This is a genomic window from Kitasatospora sp. NPDC059462, assembly GCF_042749955.1.
Lineage (GTDB): Bacteria > Actinomycetota > Actinomycetes > Streptomycetales > Streptomycetaceae > Kitasatospora.
Genome location: NZ_JBHYUU010000152.1, coordinates 1 through 20214 on the forward strand (window position 1 = coordinate 1; position 20214 = coordinate 20214).

General features: G+C 75.2%; 17 protein-coding genes and 1 rRNA gene. 13 read left to right on the forward strand and 5 right to left on the reverse strand.

Features of this window, described 5'->3' with window-relative positions:
* Both rrf and ACFXAM_RS29435 read left to right on the forward strand, forming a co-directional pair.
* Positions 1 to 87: ribosomal RNA gene (rrf, locus tag ACFXAM_RS29430) — 5S ribosomal RNA — on the forward strand; the annotation flags it as partial.
* A gap of 1021 nt (positions 88 to 1108) precedes the next feature.
* Positions 1109 to 2017: a hypothetical protein gene (locus ACFXAM_RS29435; RefSeq protein WP_380295800.1), complete on the forward strand. Its 909-nt coding sequence runs from the start codon at positions 1109 to 1111 to the stop codon at positions 2015 to 2017.
* Positions 2018 to 2128: 111 nt separating this feature from the next.
* On the opposite strand, the gene ACFXAM_RS29440 is transcribed toward ACFXAM_RS29435, so the two are convergent.
* Positions 2129 to 3499 (reverse strand): DUF1015 family protein, encoded by a 1371-nt coding sequence (locus ACFXAM_RS29440; RefSeq protein ID WP_380295774.1) that lies wholly within the window; start codon positions 3497 to 3499, stop codon positions 2129 to 2131.
* 92 nt (positions 3500 to 3591) lie between these two features.
* Between ACFXAM_RS29440 and ACFXAM_RS29445 the strand changes: the two genes are divergently transcribed.
* Both ACFXAM_RS29445 and ACFXAM_RS29450 read left to right on the forward strand, forming a co-directional pair.
* The gene (locus ACFXAM_RS29445) at positions 3592 to 4218 is read left to right on the forward strand and encodes a tetratricopeptide repeat protein (protein WP_380295776.1); all 627 of its coding nucleotides are present in this window, start codon (positions 3592 to 3594) and stop codon (positions 4216 to 4218) included.
* Between the two features lie 102 nt (positions 4219 to 4320).
* A complete protein-coding gene (locus tag ACFXAM_RS29450) occupies positions 4321 to 5364 on the forward strand; it encodes an HAD-IIA family hydrolase (RefSeq protein WP_380295778.1) in 1044 nt (347 codons plus the stop codon).
* Between the two features lie 23 nt (positions 5365 to 5387).
* Here the strand turns inward: ACFXAM_RS29450 and ACFXAM_RS29455 are convergent, their stop codons facing one another.
* Complete coding sequence (locus ACFXAM_RS29455; RefSeq protein WP_380295780.1) at positions 5388 to 5735, reverse strand: SCP2 sterol-binding domain-containing protein; 348 nt, start codon at positions 5733 to 5735, stop codon at positions 5388 to 5390.
* A gap of 185 nt (positions 5736 to 5920) precedes the next feature.
* Between ACFXAM_RS29455 and ACFXAM_RS29460 the strand changes: the two genes are divergently transcribed.
* From ACFXAM_RS29460 to ACFXAM_RS29475, 4 genes are all read left to right on the forward strand, one after another.
* Positions 5921 to 6709, forward strand: coding sequence for a hypothetical protein (locus ACFXAM_RS29460; protein WP_380295782.1), 789 nt, complete (start codon positions 5921 to 5923; stop codon positions 6707 to 6709).
* Positions 6702 to 6956 (forward strand): hypothetical protein, encoded by a 255-nt coding sequence (locus ACFXAM_RS29465; protein ID WP_380295783.1) that lies wholly within the window; start codon positions 6702 to 6704, stop codon positions 6954 to 6956. The genes ACFXAM_RS29460 and ACFXAM_RS29465 overlap by 8 nt, the downstream gene beginning before the upstream one ends.
* Before the next feature lie 45 nt (positions 6957 to 7001).
* Positions 7002 to 7808, forward strand: coding sequence for a TlyA family RNA methyltransferase (locus ACFXAM_RS29470; RefSeq protein WP_380295802.1), 807 nt, complete (start codon positions 7002 to 7004; stop codon positions 7806 to 7808).
* Between the two features lie 92 nt (positions 7809 to 7900).
* Positions 7901 to 8803, forward strand: coding sequence for an NAD kinase (locus ACFXAM_RS29475; protein WP_380295785.1), 903 nt, complete (start codon positions 7901 to 7903; stop codon positions 8801 to 8803).
* Between the two features lie 57 nt (positions 8804 to 8860).
* Here the strand turns inward: ACFXAM_RS29475 and ACFXAM_RS29480 are convergent, their stop codons facing one another.
* A complete protein-coding gene (locus ACFXAM_RS29480; RefSeq protein WP_380295787.1) occupies positions 8861 to 10357 on the reverse strand; it encodes a PLP-dependent aminotransferase family protein in 1497 nt (498 codons plus the stop codon).
* 136 nt (positions 10358 to 10493) lie between these two features.
* On the opposite strand from ACFXAM_RS29480, the gene ACFXAM_RS29485 reads away from it, so the two are divergent.
* The 3 genes from ACFXAM_RS29485 to ACFXAM_RS29495 all read left to right on the forward strand — a co-directional run bounded on the left by ACFXAM_RS29485 (position 10494) and on the right by ACFXAM_RS29495 (position 14460).
* The gene (locus ACFXAM_RS29485) at positions 10494 to 11231 is read left to right on the forward strand and encodes a YitT family protein (RefSeq protein WP_380295788.1); all 738 of its coding nucleotides are present in this window, start codon (positions 10494 to 10496) and stop codon (positions 11229 to 11231) included.
* Positions 11232 to 11319: 88 nt separating this feature from the next.
* A complete protein-coding gene (recN, locus tag ACFXAM_RS29490) occupies positions 11320 to 13053 on the forward strand; it encodes a DNA repair protein RecN (protein ID WP_380295804.1) in 1734 nt (577 codons plus the stop codon).
* A 225-nt stretch (positions 13054 to 13278) separates the two neighbouring features.
* On the forward strand, positions 13279 to 14460 hold the full coding sequence (locus tag ACFXAM_RS29495) for a glycosyltransferase family 4 protein (protein ID WP_380295790.1): 1182 nt from the start codon (positions 13279 to 13281) through the stop codon (positions 14458 to 14460).
* A 49-nt stretch (positions 14461 to 14509) separates the two neighbouring features.
* Here ACFXAM_RS29495 and ACFXAM_RS29500 read toward each other — a convergent pair whose 3' ends face one another.
* Positions 14510 to 16510, reverse strand: a complete 2001-nt coding sequence (locus tag ACFXAM_RS29500) for a glycoside hydrolase family 15 protein (RefSeq protein WP_380295792.1) — start codon at positions 16508 to 16510, stop codon at positions 14510 to 14512.
* 773 nt (positions 16511 to 17283) lie between these two features.
* Here ACFXAM_RS29500 and ACFXAM_RS29505 point away from each other — a divergent pair.
* Together ACFXAM_RS29505 and ACFXAM_RS29510 are read left to right on the forward strand one after the other, a co-directional pair.
* Positions 17284 to 18969 carry a CTP synthase gene (locus ACFXAM_RS29505; protein ID WP_380295794.1) on the forward strand — a complete coding sequence of 562 codons (1686 nt, stop codon included), beginning with the start codon at positions 17284 to 17286 and terminating at the stop codon, positions 18967 to 18969.
* A 93-nt stretch (positions 18970 to 19062) separates the two neighbouring features.
* Entirely contained in the window at positions 19063 to 19707 is a 645-nt protein-coding gene (locus ACFXAM_RS29510; RefSeq protein WP_380295796.1) for an NUDIX domain-containing protein, read from the forward strand.
* A 40-nt stretch (positions 19708 to 19747) separates the two neighbouring features.
* Here the strand turns inward: ACFXAM_RS29510 and ACFXAM_RS29515 are convergent.
* Positions 19748 to 20214: transposase (locus ACFXAM_RS29515; protein ID WP_380295798.1), on the reverse strand; the 467-nt coding region annotated here is incomplete at its 5' end.

A 20214-nucleotide genomic window follows, 5' to 3' on the forward strand; every position in this document is an offset into this window, starting at 1 on the left:
GGTTACATTCCGAACCCGGAAGCTAAGCCTCACAGCGCCGATGGTACTGCAGGGGGGACCCTGTGGGAGAGTAGGACGCCGCCGAACAATCATTCAAAGCCGCGGCCCCCAGCGATTCGCTGGGGGCCGCGGCTTTTTTGCGTAGGTGCGCAGGTGTGCACGACCGGTAGAACGGGACTTCCGCCCAGACGCGGGGCGTCCCTCGATGCCGGACAATGGAGATGGTGCACGGCCAGAAGGCCGGCGCCGAACCGCGTGAGGGCAGTGGTGCTGCCCGCTCCGCGGTGGAGATGAAGCAGCAGAAGGAGTCACCACGATGGCGAACCAGCCTCAGGACCGTCCCGAGCGTCGATCGGACGACGGCCGCGGCTACGAGCCCCGGTCTCGCGGGGGCTGGTCGAACGACCGTGGTCCGCGCCGCGACGACCGCCGCGACGACCGTGGCGGCGACCGCGGCGGTTTCCGTCGCGACGACCGTCCCTCCGGTGGGCACGGCCGGGACCGTGACGACCGTGGTGGCGACCGCGGCGGCTTCCGCCGTGACGGCCGTCCGGGCGGCTACCAGGGTGGTGACCGTGGTGGTTTCCGCCGTGACGACCGCCCGGCCGGCGGTGGCTTCCGCCGTGACGACCGTCCGTCGGGCGGCTACGACCGCGGCGGCCGTGACGACCGTGGTGGCTTCCGCCGTGACGACCGCCCGGCCGGCGGTGGCTTCCGCCGTGATGACCGTCCGGGTGGGTTCCGTCGGGACGACCGTGACGACCGTCCGCGCCGTGATGACCGTCCGTCGGGCGGCTACGACCGCGGCGGCCGTGACGACCGTGGCGGTTTCCGTCGCGACGACCGCCCCTCCGGTGGCGGCTTCCGCCGTGACGACCGTCCGTCGGGCGGCTACGACCGCGGTGGCCGTGACGACCGTGGTGGCTTCCGCCGTGACGACCGCCCCTCCGGTGGCGGCTTCCGCCGCGACGACCGGGGTGACCGCGGCGGCTTCCGCCGTGACGACCGCGGCGGCCGCGACGACCGGGGTGGCTACCGCGGTGGCCGCGACGAGCGCGGCGGCCGGGACCAGGACGACCGCCGTGGCAACTACGAGCCGGTCAAGCGCCTGCCGATCCCGGAGGACGTCACCGGCTTCGAGATCGACGCCGACGTGCGCCAGGAGCTCAAGAGCCTGCCCAAGACGCTCGCCGACGACGTCGCCCGCAACCTGGTGATGGTCGCCCGCCTGCTCGACAGCGAGCCGGAGGAGGCCTACCAGTACTCGCGCGTCGCGCTGCGGCTGGCCTCGCGCGTCGCCGCCGTCCGTGAGGCGGCCGGTTTCGCCTCGTACATGACCCAGCGTTACTCGGAGGCGCTGACCGAGTTCCGCGCCGCCCGCCGGATGACCGGCCGGGCGGACCTGTGGCCCGTCATGGCCGACTGCGAGCGCGGTCTCGGCCGCCCGGAGCGGGCGCTGGCGATGGCCGGTGAGCCCGAGGTCAAGCAGCTGGACAAGGCCGGCCAGGTCGAGATGCGCCTGGTCGCGGCCGGCGCGCGCAGCGACATGGAGCAGTTCGACGCGGCCGTCGTCACCCTGCAGAGCCCCGAGCTGGCCTCGCCGGCCGTGCACCCGTGGACCGCGCGTCTGCGGTACGCCTACGCCGAGGCGCTGATCGCGGCCGGCCGTGCCGAGGAGGCCCGCGACTGGTTCGCCAAGGCGGTCGAGGCGGACACCGACGGCACCACCAACGCCGCCGAGCGCCTCGCCGAGATCGACGGCGTGGAGTTCGTGGACGCCCTCGACCCGGAGCTCGCCGAGGAGGAGGCCGAGGAGGCCGCCGCCGAGCCGGCCAAGCGCAAGGGCGGCGAGGCCTCGGACGACGAGGTCATCTACGAGGACGACGAGGACGTCGAGGAGTACTACGACGAGGACGACCTGGAGATCGACGAGGACTTCGACGGCGTGGTCCCCGGGCGTGCCCCGGCCGCCGGGAACGCCGAGCAGGCCGAGCAGGCCGACGAGTCCGGCAAGTAGGCGCCCGACCTGACCGACGAGTGAGGCCCTGCCGCGCCCCGGGAGATCCCGGAGTACGGCAGGGCCTCACTGCGTGTCGGCCGGGTCGCCGGCCGCGGGGCGGGGCGGGCGTCAGCCGAGTTCGAGGTTGCGCAGCACCAGCCCGGTGGCCGGCTTGGGGCCGAAGGAGGTGGACTTGCGCGGCATGGTGACGCCCTGTTCGGCGAGCCGGCGGACCACGCTCTCGCGCACCGGGTGCAGCAGGACGGCCGTTCCGCCGGAGCGGGCGGCCTCGCGTTCGGCGGCGGCCGCGGTGTGCAGGTAGCCGATGTCGTCGGGGCTGTCCGGCACCCGCCAGGTGTGGTCGAGCAGGGTGGCGTGCAGCACGGTGGCGTCCAGGTGGCGCCACTCCTCGGGCTTGTCGTGCGGCACAGTGGCGTCGAGCAGGGTCTCGTCGGGGTCGCCGACGAGCCGGTAGACGCCGTCCCCGCCGGTCAGCAGGAAGCTGCTGCCGCCGTGGCGCTTGTGCTCGGCGAGGGCCTGCAGGGCGGTCTCCAGCGGGCCGGGGACCTCCTTGACCTGCCACTGGTCGCCGAGCCGCCGCAGGGCCTCGGCGACCGGCAGCCGGTACAGCACCCGGTGGATGGCCCGCACCCGCAGCGGGTAGCGGGCGGTGTCGACCAGCAGCACCAGGCCGCGGTCCCAGGGGCTGCGCGGCAGGTGGCGGTGCTCGCGCTGGAGCCGCAGGTACATCTCCCAGCGGTGGTGGCCGTCGGCGATCAGGGCCCGGCAGGTGGCCAGGTCGCGGCCGACGGCGGTGATCTCGGCGGGGTCGGTGACCGCCCACAGCCGGTGGTGGGTGCCGTCGGAGGTGGTGGTGGTGAGCAGCGGTTCGCCGCGGACGGCGCTCTCGACGACGTCGGAGGCCCCGCCGTCCCCGCGGTAGGTGAGCAGCAGCGGTTCGAGGTTGGCCCGGGTGGTGCGCATCAGGCCGACCCGGTCGGCGACCGGCCGGGGCATCACGTCCTCGTGCGGGAGGACCACGCCGGCCTCGCTGCCGCTGACGGCGAGGGCGCCGATCAGCCCGCGTTGCAGCAGCTCGGGGGTGTCGCCGGTGGCGGGCACCCGCTGCTCGTAGACGTACAGCGCCGGGACCGGGTCGGCGGCCAGGACGCCCTCGCGCTGCCACTCGCGCAGCAGCCGGGCGGCGTGCCGGTAGCGGGTGTCGCGGTCGGGGCGGTCGCCGGTGTCCTCCGGTTCGGGGCGCGGCAGGATCAGCCGGACGACGTTGTGCGGGTCGGCGGTCTCCAGGTCGAGCCGGCGGCCGGGGTCGACGACGTCGTACGGCGGTGAGGTGACGGCGGCCAGGGCGCCGACCCGGTCGGGGACGTACCTGAGGCCGCGGAAGGGGGACAGGGACAGACCTGCGGTGGCGACGTGCCCGGGATCGCCGGGGCCGCCGTGCGGAGACTCCGCTCCGCTTTCTGCACTGGGTGTGCTCATTCTGGGCATCGTAACCGGGTACGCGTTGTTCAGAGATCGGAACACCCGGCCGGTCCGGCGGGCGGGTGTCGTGACCGAGGGCGAGGTACGGCGTGGACGAGCGCGACGAGCGGGTGGACGACGGTGCTGGTGACAGCGCTGCCGGGGCCGTCGGCGGCGGTGTGCCGGAGCAGCAGCGGCGGTCCGGGGAGCCGGAGGGCGACGTCTACGAGTGGTTCCGCCGGGGTGTGAAGCTGCTCGCCCAGGGCAACCCGGCGGCGGCCGAGCAACTGCTGGCCCGGGCGGCCGCGGCGGAGCCGGCCTCGCGCAGCATCCGGGAGGCGCTCGCCCGGGCGCAGTACGACGCGGGCTCGTACGCGGCGGCGCTGGAGAACTTCCGGGCGGTGGCGCTGGCGGATCCCTCGGACGACTACGCTCAGTTCGGGTGGGGTGTGGCGGCGGCCCGGCTGGGGGACTTCGAGACCTCCGCCGAGCACCTGGCGCTGGCCGTGGCGATGCGGCCGGACACCGACCACTACCGGGCGGCGCTGCGGCAGACCCGGGCGACGCTGGCGGCCCGGGCCGGGGCGTTCGGCCCGCTGCTGCCGGGGGCGCCGGGGTACCTGGAGCCGCCCCGGGAGGCGGCGCAGGAACCGCCGCGGAGCCGGGATTCCGGGCCGGAGCCGGGAACCACGGCGGGTCCGGAGCCGACGGATGAGCGGGACCGGCAGGACGGCTGAGCCCGGACGGGCGGCACCCGCCGCGACGACGGCACCGACGAGCACGACGGCACCGACGAGCACGACGAGCACGACTGACGCGATGAGTGAGGTAGAGCAGGCATGACCGAGACGGCCACCCCCGTGCGACGGACCGCCCCGGGCGGCAGCGAGCTGCCGCTGACCGAGGCGTACGACACGGCGCTGCTGGACCTCGACGGCGTGGTGTACGCCGGACCGAACGCGATCGAGCACGCCGTGGACTCGCTGGCGACGGCCCGCGCGGCCGGGATGCGGCTGGCGTACGTCACCAACAACGCCTCCCGCCCGCCGCGGGTGGTGGCCGCGCACCTGAGCGAGCTGGGCGTGCCGGCCGAGGCGGAGGACGTGATCAACTCCGCGCAGGCGGCGGCCCGGGTGCTCGCCGAGAAGCTGCCGGCCGGGGCGAAGGTGCTGGTGGTGGGCGGCCTGGGGCTGGAGGAGGCGCTGGCCGAGCGCGGCCTGGTCGCCGTCCGCACGCTGGCCGAGGAGCCGCAGGCGGTCGTCCAGGGCTTCGACGCCTCGGTGGGCTGGACGCACCTGGCGGAGGCCTCGTACGCGGTGCAGTCCGGGCTGCCGTGGGTGGCGTCCAACACCGATGTGACGGTCCCGACCGCGCGCGGGATAGCGCCCGGCAACGGGATGCTGGTGGCGGCGGTGCGGGCGGCGACCGGGGTGGAGCCGGAGGTGGCGGGCAAGCCGCTGCCGCCGATGCACCGGGAGACGGTGCTGCGGACGGGCGCGAAGCGGCCGCTGGTGGTCGGCGACCGGCTGGACACCGACATCGAGGGCGCGTTCAACGGCGGGGTGGACAGCCTGCTGGTCTTCACCGGGGTGACGACGGCGGCGCAGGTGCTGGCGGCCCCGGCCGAGCACCGGCCGACCTATCTGGCGGCCGACCTGCGCGGACTGCTGACCGGGCATGCGCCGGTCACCGCGCAGCCGGGCGGCGGGTTCTCCTGCGGCGGGTTCACCGCGGTGGCGCAGGACGGCGTGCTGCGGCTGGAGGGCGTCGGGGCGGACCGCTGGGACGGGCTGCGGGCGCTGTGCGCGGCGGCGTGGACGGCGCTGGACGCGGACGGCGGGCCGGCGGACGGCCGGAAGGCGCTGGCCGAGCTGGGGTTCTGAGCCCGGTGCGGTGACCGGGCGGGTCAGAGCAGGGTGCGCAGCCGCAGCAGGTCGCGGAAGCCGGCCTCCAGCCTGACCCGTCCGGTCGCCCAGGCGGACGCGAAGTTGAGCCCGCCGTCGACCAGGGCGACCAGGTCGTCGCTGCTCATGGTGAGCCGGATGTCGGCCTTCGCGGCGGGGGCGCCGGGGGCCTCCCGGAGGCCCTCGATGCTGCCGCCGCGCAGTCGTCCGGTGAAGGTGAGGTCGAGGTCGGTGATCCGGCAGCTCAGCGAGCGGTCCAGCTCGGCGGCCTTGCGGACGTCGCCGGTGGCCTTGGCGAGGTTGCGGCTGAGCTGCTCCAGCGCCTGGCGGCACTCCTCGGCGTCGGCCATGGCGGCGGATCCCCTCCTTCGGCGGGCCGCGGCGCCCCGGCGGGTGGCCGGGCCCGGCGGCGGGTGACTGCCGGGCCACGGTACCGCAGGACGTGTTTGGCGGTAGCGTCGTCCGTGGGATGCCCGGATTCGTCCGGGCGTCGACCCGACGGAGCGATGCGCGCAGGCGAATGGGAGGCACCCGGATGCTGCCGAGGACGGTACGAGGAGCGGTCACGGCCGCGGCCGTACTGGTGGAGGAGGTCGGCAAGCGGGTCGTCGGGACGGCGGCCGGCCTGCTGGAGAAGGGCGGGATCGACGTCGCGGAGGTGGAGCGACGGCTGGGCGGGCAGTTCCCGCCGTCGGCGAAGTCGCTCCAGACGCTGGCCGAGGAGGCGGTGACCGCCGGGCGGGCCGGCGTGGACCTCGCGGTGGGGGTGGCGCGCGGTGAGGTGGAGAAGGCCTTCGAGCGGGTCGGCGACCAGGTGACCAAGGTGGGCGTGGTGCTGGCCTACCTGGAGAACAAGCTGCGGGAGGTCGAGGAGGACGACGCGGTGGGACGGGACGGGTCCGTGCCGCCCGCGCCGCCCGCGCCCCGGGCCGGCGGGCTGTTCGAGGAGGGCTGGGAGCGGGAGACGGCGGCTTCGGCGGAGGCCGAGCGGATAGCGGTGGACGAGCCGGTGGAGGTCGACCCGCCGGTGCCGCCGGCCGCGGCGGCCGCCCCGGTGGTCCCGACGGCCCCGGTGGCCCCGGTGGCCCCGACCGTGACGGCGGCTCCGGCCGAGAAGGCGGCCGCCCGGACGCAGCCCGCGAAGAAGGCCGCGGCGAAGAAGACCGCCACGGCGAAGAAGACCGCGACGAAGAAGGCGGCCACCGGGAAGACCACCGCCGCGCCCGAGACCGGCGGGGCCGGCCGGGACCAGCCGCCGGCCAGGCGCACCGCGCCCGGGAAGACCACCGTGCGCCGGACCACCACGAAGAAGCCCGATGCCTGATCCGCAGACCCGGCCCGATCCCACCATCACCGCCACCGCCCCCGACCCGGCCGACGGGCCCCTGCCGGGCACCGGCGAGCCGCTGCCGCTCGGCGTCGACCTGGCCCCCACCGGGCACCCGGCGGTCGACGCCGCCCTGGCCCGGCTGGAGGCACTGGACGGGGTGCCGACCGACGCCCACGTCGCGGTGTACGAAGATGTCCATCAGCGGCTGGCCGACACGCTGGCCGCCCTCGACCGGGACTGACCGGGCGAACGAGAACCATCCGTAGGAGCTGAAACACCAGTGGCAGTGGCACGACGCCGACTCGACGCGGAGCTGGTCCGCCGCAAGCTGGCCCGGTCGCGGGAGCACGCCTCCGAGCTGATCGCGGCCGGCCGGGTGACCGTCGGCGGGACCACCGCGACCAAGCCGGCCACCCAGGTGGAGACCTCGGCGGCGGTCGTGGTGGCCAAGGACGAGAACGACCCCGACTACGTCTCGCGCGGCGGCCACAAGCTCGCCGGGGCGTTCGCGGCGTTCGTCCCGCAGGGCCTGGTCGTCGAGGGCCGCCGGGCGCTGGACGCGGGCGCGTCCACCGGCGGGTTCACCGATGTGCTGCTGCGCGCCGGGGCCGCCCACGTGCTGGCGGTGGACGTCGGCTACGGGCAGCTGGCCTGGTCGCTGCAGAGCGACGAGCGCGTCACCGTGATGGACCGCACCAACGTCCGCGAGCTGACCCCGGAGATGATCGGCGGCGACCGGGTCGACCTGGTGGTCGGCGACCTGTCGTTCATCTCGCTGGGCCTGGTGCTGCCCGCGCTCTCCGGCTGCGCCGCCGAGGACGCGGACCTGGTGCTGATGGTCAAGCCGCAGTTCGAGATCGGCAAGGAGCGCCTCGGCAGCGGCGGGGTGGTGCGCAGCCCGCAGCTGCGCGCCGAGATGGTGCGCCAGGTGGCCGCGCAGGCGTGGGAGCTCGGACTGGGCGTGCGCGCGGTCACCGCGAGCCCCCTGCCCGGACCGTCCGGGAACGTCGAGTACTTTCTGTGGATGCGCCGGGACGCACCGCCGCTGGACCCCGCGGAGGCGGACCGGGCCGTCGCCGAGGGCCCCCGATAGGGTGCTCTGCGGACGTCCGGTCCGTCATGCTGGGTGGCGCGGCCGTACCGGGCCGACGAGGACCCGGCCGGCGTAGGGAGAGGGCAGCGGGCATGAGTGATGAACGTACGGTCTTCCTGATCGCGCACACGGGCCGTGAGGCGGCCCTGCGCAGCGTCGAGGGACTGGTGCACGGCCTGCTGAAGGCGGGGATCCGGATCAGACTGCTGGCGGCCGAGGCGGTCGACCTGGACCTGCCGGACGGCGTCGAGACGGTGGCCGGGGGGCCGGGCGCGGCGGACGGCTGCGAGCTGATCCTGGTCGCGGGCGGGGACGGGACGCTGCTGCGCGGGGCCGAGCTGGCCCGTGAGCACGGCCTGCCGATGCTCGGCATCAACCTGGGCCGGGTCGGTTTCCTGGCCGAGGCGGAGCGGGACGACCTCGCCGTGGTGGTCGAGCGGGTGGTGGACGCCGACTACGAGGTCGAGGAGCGGATGACCCTCGATGTGATCGTCCGGACCAACGGCGACGTGGTGCACCACGACTGGGCGCTGAACGAGGCCTCGATCGAGAAGGCGGCCCGGGAGCGGATGCTGGAGGTGGTGACCGAGGTGGACGGCCGCCCGGTGTCCAACTTCGGCTGCGACGGGGTGGTGTGCGCGACGCCGACCGGCTCGACCGCGTACGCGTTCTCCGGTGGCGGGCCGGTGGTCTGGCCGGAGGTGGAGGCGCTGCTGATGGTGCCGATCAGCGCGCACGCGCTGTTCGCCCGCCCGCTGGTGACCTCGCCGGACTCGGTGCTGGCGGTGGAGGTGCAGCCGAAGACCCCGCACGGGGTGCTGTGGTGCGACGGCCGGCGCTCGGTGGAGCTGCCCGCCGGGGCGCGGGTGGAGGTGCGCCGGGGGCAGACGCCGGTGCGCCTGGCCCGGCTGCACCGGGCGCCGTTCACCGACCGGCTGGTGGCGAAGTTCGCGCTGCCGGTGACCGGGTGGCGCGGCCGGGCCGACACCCACTGAGCCGACCGGACCACCGAAGCCGCCGGGCCCACGCGGCCCGGCGGCCCCGGCGGGCGGTCAGACCGCGAGGGGCTGGGTGTCGTCGGCGCCCTGCCAGCGCCCCTCGTCCTCGGCGCGCGCGGCGACCTCGGCGAGCCGCCGGACGGCGTCCGGCACGGCCGGGGCGGCCGTGGTGAGCGGGATCCTCAGGTGGTGCTCGAAGGCGCCGTCGGAGCCGAACCGGTTGCCGGCGGCGATCCGGACCCCGGCGCGTTCGCCGGCCCGGGCCAGGGCCGCGCCGGAGACCCCCGTGGTGGCGACCCAGAACGCCAGGCCGCCCGGCGGCAGGGTGAACCGCCAGTGCGGCAGCTGCTCGCGCAGGGCGGCGGCCAGCGCCCCGGCGGTCTCCCGCAGCCGGTTCAGCTGGTGGGCGCGGACGGCCGGGAGGTCCTCGGTCAGCAGCTCGGCGGCGATCAGCTGGTCCAGGACGGGCGCGCCGACGTCGCTGTGGACCCGGGCGGCGGCCAGCCGGCGGACCAGGGAGGGCGCGGCCCGCACCCAGCCGATCCGCAGGCCGCCCCAGAGCAGCTTGCCGGCCGAGCCGACGGTGATCACCTGGGCGGCGCGGTCCAGGGCGGCCGTGGGACGGGGCGGGGCGACCCCCTCGGGCAGGCCCCAGCCGAGTTCGGCGGTGGTCTCGTCGGCCAGCACGACGGTGCCGGCGGAGCGGGCGGCGGCGAGCAGCTCGCGCCGCTGCTCCTCGTCGATCAGCGTGCCGGTGGGGTTGTGGAAGTCGGGGATCACGTAGGCGGCCTTCGGCGCGGCCCCGCTCAGCACCCGGCGCCACTCGGCGAGGTCCCACCGCTGGGCGGGGGTGAACGGGACCGGGACCAGCCGGGCCTCGGCCAGCCGCAGGGCCTGGAGGGTGTGCGCGTAACTGGGCGCCTCGACGGCGACCCGGTCGCCGCGGCCGAGCAGGATCTGGCGCACCAGGTGCAGGGCGCCCATCGCGCCGATGGTGATCAGGATCTGGTCGGGGGTGGTCGGCAGTCCGCGCTCGGTGAAGCGGCGGGCCACCGCCTCGCGCAGCACCGGGACGCCGGTGGGGTAGTGGCCGTGCCCGGCGGCGTACGCGGGCAGCTGCTCGACGGCGCGGGCGGCGGCCGCGGACAGGAAGGGCTGCGGGGCGGGCAGGGCGGCGACGCCGAGGTCCAGGATCCGGCCCTGCTCGTCCGGCGGGACCGGGTGCAGGGCGTCGCCGGGCGGGGCGGAGCCCTCGGGCAGGGCGGTCCAGCTGCCGGAGCCGCGGCGGCTGCGCAGGTAGCCGTCGGCCCGCAGGGTCTCGTACGCGGTGGCCACGGTGGTGCGGCTGAGCCGCAGGGCGACGGCGAGCTCGCGTTCGGCGGGCAGCCGGGCGCCGACCGGCAGCCGGCCCTCGGAGACCAGCAGCCGGATCCGGGCGGCCAGCGCGCGGTACGCGGGGCGGCGGGCGGCTCCGGGCGGCTCGGGCAGCCGGGCACCGTCGAGCAGCCGGGCGAGTGCCGGGGAGGTCACGGTGGTCTGCCAGTCGGCCATGCTCATCAGTCCACTTGGTGGGGATTGGCCCTGTCGAGGGCCGTATTGGCCTGGCCATCATGGCAGGGCGGCCGTAACGTCCGCCACCGCCGGGCACGTGTCGCGGGCGGTGCAGCACCACCTGCACGGAGATTCCATGGCCACCCCCACGAGCACCCGCCCCTCGCCGTCCCCGTCCACCGCCGCCCCCGGGCGGCCCGGCCCCGCCGCCCGCGTGCTGGGCGACACCCACGCGCTCGGCCGCCGGCTGCCGCAGCTGTTCGCGGGCCTGGCGCTCTACGGGGCCAGCATGGGCCTGATGCTCCGCTCCGGCCTCGGCCTGGACCCCTGGGACGTCTTCCACCAGGGCCTGCAGCGCACCGCCGGGCTCTCGGTGGGCGCCTGGGTGACGATCTGCGGCGCGCTGGTGCTGCTGCTGTGGATACCGCTGCGCCAGCGGCCGGGCGTCGGCACCGTCGCCAACGTCCTGGTGATCGGCGCGGCGATGGACGCCACCGCGCGGGTCGTCGACGGCCCCGGACCGCTGCCGGCACGGATCGCGCTGATGACCGCGGCGATCGTCCTCAACGGCCTGGCCACCGGCCTCTACATCGGCGCCCGGCTCGGCCCGGGCCCGCGCGACGGCCTGATGACCGGCCTGCACCGGCGCACCGGCCGCTCGCTGCGGCTGATCCGCACCGGCATCGAGCTGTCCGTGCTCGCCGCGGGCTTCCTGCTCGGCGGCACGGTCGGCGCCGGCACCGTCGCCTACGCGCTGGCCATCGGCCCGCTCGCGCAGTTCTTCCTGCCCTGGTGCACCGTTCCCGCCGCGGAATCCGGCGGGGAGCCCGCCACCGGGCCGGAAACGGCGGCCGCGCACGCCCGGAACGGATGAACTTCGCGGCACGGAGTTGCCGCGCGGCGTTGTCGCTCGTCGCGCGGCGGGGGCGGAACCTCGTAAGGTCGTCTCCGTGTTGGACGAGATGCGGATACGGGATCTTGGGGTCATCGACGACGCGGTCGTCGAGCTCGCCCCCGGCTTCACCGCCGTGACCGGCGAGACCGGCGCCGGCAAGACCATGGTGGTGACCAGCCTCGGCCTGCTGCTCGGCGGCCGCGCCGACCCGGGCCTGGTGCGCAACGGCAGCGCCCGCGCGGTCGTCGAGGGCCGCCTCGAACTGCCGCCCGGCTCCCCGGCGGCCGCCCGGGCCGTGGAGGCCGGCGCCGAACTGGACGACGGCGCGCTGCTGATCAGCCGGACCGTCTCCGCCGAGGGACGCTCACGCGCCCACGTCGGCGGCCGGTCCGTCCCGGTCGGCCTGCTCGCCGAACTCGGCGAGGACCTCATCGCCGTGCACGGCCAGACCGACCAGCAGCGGCTGCTGCGCCCGGCCCGCCAGCGCGGCGCCCTCGACCGGTACGCCGGCGAGTCCGTCGCCGAACCGCTGGCGCGCTACCGCGAGGTCTACCGCCGGCTGCGCGAGGTCTCCACCACCCTGGAGGAGCTGACCACCCGGGCCCGTGAGCGCGCCCAGGAGGCCGACCTGCTGCGCTTCGGCCTCGACGAGGTCGCCGCCGCCGAGCCGGTGGCCGGCGAGGACGAGGAGCTGTCCGCCGAGGCCGAACGGCTCGGCCACGCCGACGCGCTCTCCTCCGCCGCCACCCTGGCGCACGCCGCACTGGCCGGCGACCCCGCCGACCCGGAGGCCCTGGACGCGGGCACCCTGCTCGCCCAGGCCCGCCGCGCGCTGGACGCCGTGCGCCACCACGACGAGCGGCTCGCCGCCCTCGCCGACCGCCTCAACGAGGTCGGCTACCTGCTCGCCGACGTGGCCGGCGACCTCGCCGGCTACGCCGACGACCTGGACGCCGACCCGGTCCGCCTCGCCGCCGTCGAGGACCGCCGGGCCGTGCTCGCCCAGCTGCTGCGCAAGTACGGCGGCCCGGAGAACACGCTGGCCGAGGTGGTCGCCTGGGCCGAGACCGGCTCCGCGCGGCTCGCCGAACTCGACGGCGACGACGACCGGATCGACGAGCTCGGTGCCCAGGAGACCGCGCTGCGCACCGAGCTGGCCGACCTCGCGGCCGAGGTGTCGGCCGCCCGCCAGGCCGCCGCCGGGCGCTTCGCGGACGCCGTCTCCGCCGAACTCGCCGAGCTGGCCATGCCGCACGCCCGGGTCACCTTCTCGATCACCCGCCTCGACGATCTGTCCGGCATCGAGATCGAGGGCCGGACCGTCGCCTACGGCCCGCACGGCGTGGACGAGGTCGAGGTGCTGCTCGCCCCGCACCCCGGCGCCCAGCCCCGGCCGATCGCCAAGGGCGCCTCGGGCGGTGAGCTCTCCCGGGTGATGCTCGCCGTCGAGGTGGTCTTCGCCGGCGCCGACCCCGTCCCCACCTACCTGTTCGACGAGGTGGACGCGGGCGTCGGCGGCAAGGCGGCGGTCGAGATCGGCCGCCGGCTCGCCAAGCTGGCCGAGAGCGCCCAGGTCGTCGTGGTCACCCACCTGCCGCAGGTGGCGGCCTTCGCCGACCGGCACCTGGTGGTCGAGAAGACCCACGACGGCACCGTGACCCGCAGCGGCGTCAAGGTGCTGAACGACGAGGAACGGGTGCGCGAACTCTCCCGGATGCTGGCCGGCCTGGAGGACTCCGAGCTCGGCCGGGCGCACGCCGAGGAACTGCTCGCCGCGGCCCGCGCCCCCCGCCGGCGCTAGCGCCGGACGGCCGTCCGCGGCAGCCGGGCGGGCCGCGCGGCACGCGTGCGGCGCCGGTCCGCCCGGGCGGCCCCCGCGGACCGGTCGCGACGCGCCCCACCGGGGGCGCCGACTGTCCAAGAGGGCCGCCGACCTGGCATGGTGGCCGCTGGACACTGGCCTTCCTGTCCCGAGCGCCGCCGGCGGGAAACCCCCGCCCGGGGCGCGCGTAGCTGATCGAGTCGGATGCGAGACGACGTGGACCATTCCGCCGCCCGGGCCGTCGCGGCCACCCCCGAACCGGGGCAACTGAACGTGGTGCTCGTCCTGGCCGCCAGTTCGGGCGGCATCGGCGCGCACGTGCGCTCCCTGGCACAGGGCCTGGTCGCGCACGGAGTGGGCGTCACGGTGTGCGCCCCCGCCGCCGCGGACGCGCTGTTCGGCTTCTCCCGCACCGGCGCCCGGTTCCACCTGGTCGACATCACCCCGACCGCGGGCGCCCGCAGCGACGCCACCGCCATCGGCGAACTGCGCCGCGCCTTCACCGGCGCCGACGTGGTGCACGCCCACGGGCTGCGCGCGGCCCTGCTCTCCGACCTCGCGCTGCGTACCGCCGGCCGCTTCCCGGGCCTGCGCCCGGAGACGCCGCTGGTGGTCACCGCGCACCACGCGCTGCTCGCCACCGGCATGGAGCGCCGCCTCCAGCGGCTGATGGAGCGCCGGGTGGCACGCGCCGCCGACCTCGTCCTCGGCGCCTCCTCGGACCTGGTGGCCCGGGCCCGGGAGCTCGGCGCCACCGACGCCCGGCTCGGCCCGGTCGCCGCCCCGCCGATGCCCGAGGGCCGGCTGGGGCGGGCGCGGGCCCGGGCCGAGCTGCTCGGCGGGGGGCCGGAGCGCCCGCTGGTGCTGGCGGTCGGGCGGCTCGTGCCGCAGAAGGCCTTCGGCCTGCTGCTGGACGCCACCCGGGAGCTGTCCGCGGCGGACCCGCAGCCGCTGCTGGTGCTCGCCGGGGACGGCCCGGAGGCCGCCGGGCTGCGGGAGCGGGTCGCCGCCGAGAAGCTGCCGGTGCGGCTGCTCGGCTACCGCACCGACGTGCCCGACCTGCTGGCCGCCGCCGACGTGCTGGTGCTCTCCAGCCGCTGGGAGGCCCGGTCGCTGGTCGTCCAGGAGGCGATGCGGGCGGGCGTGCCGGTGGTGGCCACGGCCGTCGGCGGCATCCCCGAGCTGGTCGGCGACGCCGCCGTGCTGGTCCCGCCCGGGGACGCGGCCGCGCTCGGCCGGGCCGCCCGCGAGCTGCTGGCCGACCCGGCGCGCCGCGAGCGCCTGGTGGCGGCCGGCCGGCAGCAGGCGGAGACCTGGCCGGACGAGGCCGCCACCGTCGCCCAGGTGCTCAGCACCTACGACGAACTGGTGCAGCGCAACCGTTAGGGTCCGCCCTCCGGATCACGCCGGGCGTCCGGCGTGGCCCGGGCGGGGTTCAGACGGTGGCCTGCTCGCCGACCCGGTCGGCGGCCGGGCCGTCCGGCTGGGCGGAGAGGTAGGCCCCGCCGCAGGCGGTCAGCCGCAGCGCCGTGTCGATCAGCGGCACGTGGCTGAAGGCCTGCGGGAAGTTGCCGACCTGCCGCTTGAGGCGCGGGTCCCACTCCTCGGCGAGCAGCCCGAGGTCGTTGCGCAGCGACAGCAGGCGGTCGAACAGCTCGCGCGCCTCCTGCACCCGGCCGATCATCGCGAGGTCGTCGGCCAGCCAGAACGAGCAGGCCAGGAAGGCGCCCTCGTGGCCGGAGAGGCCGTCGACGTTGTTGCCCGACTCGTCGTGGGTCGGGTAGCGCAGCACGAAGCCGTCCTCGGTGGCCAGCTCGCGCTGGATCGCCTCGATGGTGCCGATGACGCGCTTGTCGTCCGGCGGCAGGAAGCCGACCTGCGGGATGAGCAGCAGCGAGGCGTCGAGCTCCTTGCCGCCGTAGTACTGGGTGAAGGTGTTGCGGCCCGGGTCGTAGCCCTTGTCGCAGACGTCCCGGTGGATGGTGTCGCGCAGTTCCCGCCAGCGCTCCAGGTGGCCGCCGGGCGGGGCGTCCTCGGGGGTCTGCTCCAGCAGCTTGATGGTGCGGTCGACGGCCACCCAGGCCATCACCTTGGAGTGGACGAAGTGCCGGCGCGGGCCGCGCACCTCCCAGATGCCCTCGTCCGGCTCCTGCCAGTGCTCCTCCAGGTACTCGATCAGCCGCAGCTGGAGGTGGTGGGCGTGGTCGTTGCGGACCAGGCCGGTCATGTGGGCCAGGTGCAGCGCCTCGACGACCTCGCCGTAGACGTCCAGCTGGAGCTGGCCGGCCGCGCCGTTGCCGACCCGCACCGGCTGGGAGCCCTCGTAGCCCGGCAGCCAGTCCAGCGAGGACTCGGTGAGCTCGCGCTCACCGGCGATGCCGTACATGATCTGCAGGTTCTCCGGGTCCCCGGCCACCGCGCGCAGCAGCCACTCGCGCCAGGCCTTGGCCTCGTCGCGGTAGCCGGTGCGCAGCAGCGAGGAGAGGGTGATCGCGGCGTCGCGCAGCCAGGTGTAGCGGTAGTCCCAGTTGCGCTCGCCGCCGATGTCCTCGGGCAGCGAGGTGGTGGGGGCGGCGACGATGCCGCCGGTGGGGGCGTAGGTGAGGCCCTTGAGGGTGATCAGGGAGCGGACCACGGCCTCCCGGTAGGGGCCCTGGTAGGTGCACTGGCCGACCCACTCGTGCCAGAAGTCGGCGGTGGCGTCGAGCAGTTCCTCGGCGTCCGGGGCCTTGGGCGGCTCCAGGTGGGAGGCCTGCCAGGTGAGCGCGAAGGCGATCCGCTCGCCGGCCGAGACGGTGAAGTCGGCGTAGGTGGTGAGGTTGCGGCCGTAGGTGTCGGCCTCGCCGTCCAGCCAGACCGAGTCGGGCCCGGCCATGGCGACGGTGCGGTGGCCGCCGTCGGGCTGCTCGACCCGGTGCACCCAGGGGACGACCCGGCCGTAGCTGAACCGCATCCGCAGCGCGGAGCGCATCCGCACGGTGCCGGCCACGCCCTCGACGATCCGGATCACCTGCGGGACGGCGTCCTTGCCGGCCAGCGGGCGCGGCGGCATGAAGTCGATCACCCGGACGGTGCCGCCCTGGGCGTCCCACTCCTGCTCCAGGATCAGCGAGTCGCCCCGGTAGCGGCGGCGGTCGGCGGGCACGGCGGGCGCCGCGGCGGTCGGCGGCGGGACCCGCAGGTCGCCGGTGTCGGTGAGCCGGTTGCGCCCGGCGGCGGGGACGGGCTCGGTGGCGGGGGCGGGCAGGTCTGCGGCGACCGCCTCGGCGGGGCCGATTCGCCAGAAGCCGTGTTCGTCGGTGCCGAGCAGTCCGGCGAAGACCGCCGGCGAGTCGAATCGGGGCAGACAGAGCCAGTCCACCGCTCCGTCCCTGCTGACGAGGGCGGCGGTCTGCATGTCCCCGATGAGTGCGTAGTCCTCGATACGGCCGGCCACGTGATCTCCAGTTCGCAATGTGGTCACGACGCATCGGCGATCCGAGGGGGAGCCTGCGGGTGTGGCGGGACCGGGGCCACCCCGGGACGTCCGGCCCGCCGCGGGGTGGTGGCGGGCCTTGCTGGAGTGTCCGCGAGGGCTCGGTCGAGCCTCTGGGTGGGGGAGAGCGGGAATTACGGGGAGGTCCGGTCGCGCATCGGGGACCGAGAGGTTCCTGACCCTCCCACGCCCTCCGCGGCTCATGTTGTCGGCGATGCGTCCGAGCAGCTTACGACGGACGAAAGGGGCGAAGCACGCGGGCGCAGCGCGAGGTGGCCCCGCATTTCGGCGGAAATACCGCGCATCGCGGGGGACGCCGTCAGGATGGCTCGGAAGGATCAGCTCCGGATGGCACGAAATGGGGATCCGTCATGGCCCGGCCGAGCCGGTCCGGAGCGCCGGGAGGTGGCCCGCTCGGGCCGGTGGTGCGACACCTGTGACATCTGCGCCGAGTGGTGCGCCGGTGGCGCGCCCCGCGTACGCCCCCGGGAGCGTCCCCGCGGATCCCGCCCGCGAAACCGGATCCGCGCCGCCACGCACGGGCGGGCCGGAACGCGTTCGGGCCGGGGCACTGATACCCTGGTATCCCGTGGACCGGTGGGATCAAACGCCCCGGACCGGCCGAACCGACGACCTCAGGGCGCAGTGCCCCGCACCGCCCGCCCCCGTCGAGACGGCGCGCCGCGAGCCTCCCACCACGTCACCTTCGACTCGCGACCCACGGGAGCCCCCTCTTGGCACAGCCCCATTCCGGCAAGGCATCGAACGGCCGCGCCGTGACGACCAAGCACCTCTTCGTCACCGGGGGTGTCGCCTCGTCGCTCGGCAAGGGCCTCACCGCCTCCAGCCTCGGTGCCCTGCTCAAGGCCCGCGGCCTGCGCGTCACGATGCAGAAGCTCGACCCGTACCTCAACGTGGACCCGGGCACCATGAACCCGTTCCAGCACGGTGAGGTCTTCGTCACCGACGACGGCGCCGAGACCGACCTCGACATCGGCCACTACGAGCGGTTCCTGGACACCAACCTGCACGGCTCGGCGAACGTCACCACCGGCCAGGTGTACTCGACCGTCATCGCCAAGGAGCGCCGCGGCGAGTACCTGGGCGACACCGTCCAGGTCATCCCGCACATCACCAACGAGATCAAGTCCCGGATCCGCCGGATGGCGACCGAGGACGTCGACGTGGTGATCACCGAGGTCGGCGGCACCGTCGGCGACATCGAGTCGCTGCCGTTCCTGGAGGCCGTCCGCCAGGTCCGCCACGAGGTCGGCCGGGACAACGTCTTCTTCGTGCACGTCTCCCTGCTCCCCTACATCGGCCCCTCGGGCGAGCTGAAGACCAAGCCGACCCAGCACTCCGTCGCCGCGCTGCGCAACATCGGCATCCAGCCCGACGCCGTCGTGCTGCGCGCCGACCGCGAGGTCCCGCAGGCCATCAAGCGCAAGATCTCGATGATGTGCGACGTCGACGAGGAGGCCGTGGTCGCCGCGATCGACGCCAAGTCGATCTACGACATCCCCAAGGTGCTGCACGGCGAGGGCCTCGACGCCTACGTCGTGCGCCGCCTGGACCTGCCGTTCCGCGACGTGGACTGGACCACCTGGGACGACCTGCTGCGCCGCGTCCACGAGCCGCAGCACATCGTCAAGGTCGCCCTGGTCGGCAAGTACATCGACCTGCCGGACGCCTACCTGTCGGTGACCGAGGCGCTGCGCGCCGGCGGCTTCGCCAACAACGCCCGGGTCGAGATCAAGTGGGTCACCTCCGACGACTGCGAGACCCCCGAGGGCGCGCAGGAGCAGCTCGGCGACGTCGACGCGATCTGCATCCCCGGCGGCTTCGGCGACCGCGGCGTCAACGGCAAGGTCGGCGCGATCACCTACGCCCGTGAGAACCGGATCCCGCTGCTGGGCCTCTGCCTGGGCCTGCAGTGCGTGGTCATCGAGGCCGCCCGCAACCTGGCCGGCCTGCCCGAGGCCAACTCCACCGAGTTCGACGCCGCCGCCAAGCACCCGGTGATTTCCACCATGGCCGAGCAGCTGGCCATCGTCGACGGCAAGGGCGACCTGGGCGGCACCATGCGCCTGGGCCTGTACCCGGCCAAGCTCGCCGAGGGCTCGATCGTCCGCGAGGTCTACAACGGCGAGCAGTACGTCGAGGAGCGCCACCGCCACCGCTACGAGGTCAACAACGCCTACCGGGCCGACCTGGAGAAGACCGGCCTGGTCTTCTCGGGCCTCTCCCCGAAGGGCGACCTCGTCGAGTACGTCGAGTACCCGCGCGAGGTGCACCCCTACCTGGTGGCCACCCAGGCCCACCCGGAGCTGAAGTCCCGTCCGACCCGCCCGCACCCGCTGTTCGCGGGCCTGGTGAAGGCCGCGATCGAGATCAAGACGGCCCCGGCCGACGCCGAGTAGGCACCCGCGTTCCACCGGACGGCGGCCCCGCGATTCCTGCGGGGCCGCCGTCCGGCGTTAGATTGTGTCGTACTGACGAAAAGGGGAGACGTGATGGACGACCGCAGCACCGCCGATGTCGCCGACCGGGCCGAGGAATGGGAGGTGCGGGGGAGCACCACCCCGTTCCAGGGCCGGGTCACCGGAGTGCGCAGCGAGGAGGTCCGGATGCCCGACGGCAGCTGGGCCCGCCGCGACTACCAGACCCACCCCGGTTCGGTCTCCGTCCTCGCGCTGGACGACCGGCAGCGGGTGCTGATCCTGCGCCAGTACCGCCATCCCGTGCGCCAGCGCCTGTGGGAGCTGCCGGCCGGCCTGCTCGACGTGCCCGGCGAGAACCCGCTGCACGCCGCCCAGCGCGAGCTGTACGAGGAGGCGCACTGCAAGGCGGGCACCTGGCGGGTGCTGGTCGACTTCTACACCTCGCCCGGCGGGACGGACGAGGCGCTGCGGCTCTTCCTCGCCACCGACCTCGCCGAGGCGGAGGGGAAGCGGTACGAGGCGCACGGGGAGGAACTGGAGCTGGAGTCCGCCCGGGTGCCGGTGGAGGAGCTGATCCGGCGGATCCACGCCGGGAAGCTGCACAACCCGACCCTGATCACCGGCACCCTGGCGCTCCACGCCGCCCTGCACGGCCCGGGCGGCCTGGACGCCCTGCGCCCCGCCGACTCGCCCTGGCCGGCGCGGCCCTTTTCCTAGAAGGCTGATGAAGATCTTGGTGTGATCCGGGCTGTCGCCGTCAGGCGACAGCCCGGATCTGCCAGGTGGTGCCGTTGTGGGTGAGTCCGAGGTTGATCAGGGTTCGGAGGTTGAGGGCGGCGGCGCGGGTGTGGAGCCAGGCGTTGTTCTTGATCGTTCCTCGATAGCGCAGGCGGCGGTTTCCGTGGCCGACGAGCCAGGCGACGGCGCGTTCGACCGGTGGCCGCCAGCGGCGGTAGGCGTCCTGCCATGCTGGCTCGGCGGCCTGTTGCCGGGCGGTTCGTTGGAGGTCGTGGCCGGGTTGGATCCGCAGGTTCTTGCCGGTCTTCGAGGTGGTGCAGCGCTCGCGCAGCGGGCAGTCGGTGCAGTGGCGGCCGAAGTTCGCCGTGCGGGGCAGTTCGGGGCCGCGGTCCGGTGAGAGCGGGACGGTGTGGCCTGCCGGGCAGGCGGCCGTGCCCTCGGCGGTGTCGATCCGGAAGTCGTCGAGGACGAAGCCGCCCGCGTTGG

Bases quoted from the DNA above. Each gene is read 5' to 3' on its own strand.
- ACFXAM_RS29465 (WP_380295783.1), top strand. From the start codon at position 6,702: ATGCCTGATCCGCAGACCCGGCCCGATCCCACCATCACCGCCACCGCC.
- ACFXAM_RS29495 (WP_380295790.1), top strand. From the start codon at position 13,279: ATGCGAGACGACGTGGACCATTCCGCCGCCCGGGCCGTCGCGGCCACC.
- ACFXAM_RS29450 (WP_380295778.1), top strand. From the start codon at position 4,321: ATGACCGAGACGGCCACCCCCGTGCGACGGACCGCCCCGGGCGGCAGC.
- ACFXAM_RS29510 (WP_380295796.1), top strand. From the start codon at position 19,063: ATGGACGACCGCAGCACCGCCGATGTCGCCGACCGGGCCGAGGAATGG.
- ACFXAM_RS29475 (WP_380295785.1), top strand. From the start codon at position 7,901: ATGAGTGATGAACGTACGGTCTTCCTGATCGCGCACACGGGCCGTGAG.
- ACFXAM_RS29455 (WP_380295780.1), bottom strand. From the start codon at position 5,735: ATGGCCGACGCCGAGGAGTGCCGCCAGGCGCTGGAGCAGCTCAGCCGC.
- ACFXAM_RS29485 (WP_380295788.1), top strand. From the start codon at position 10,494: ATGGCCACCCCCACGAGCACCCGCCCCTCGCCGTCCCCGTCCACCGCC.
- ACFXAM_RS29440 (WP_380295774.1), bottom strand. From the start codon at position 3,499: ATGAGCACACCCAGTGCAGAAAGCGGAGCGGAGTCTCCGCACGGCGGC.
- ACFXAM_RS29460 (WP_380295782.1), top strand. From the start codon at position 5,921: ATGCTGCCGAGGACGGTACGAGGAGCGGTCACGGCCGCGGCCGTACTG.
- recN (WP_380295804.1), top strand. From the start codon at position 11,320: ATGCGGATACGGGATCTTGGGGTCATCGACGACGCGGTCGTCGAGCTC.
- ACFXAM_RS29480 (WP_380295787.1), bottom strand. From the start codon at position 10,357: ATGGCCGACTGGCAGACCACCGTGACCTCCCCGGCACTCGCCCGGCTG.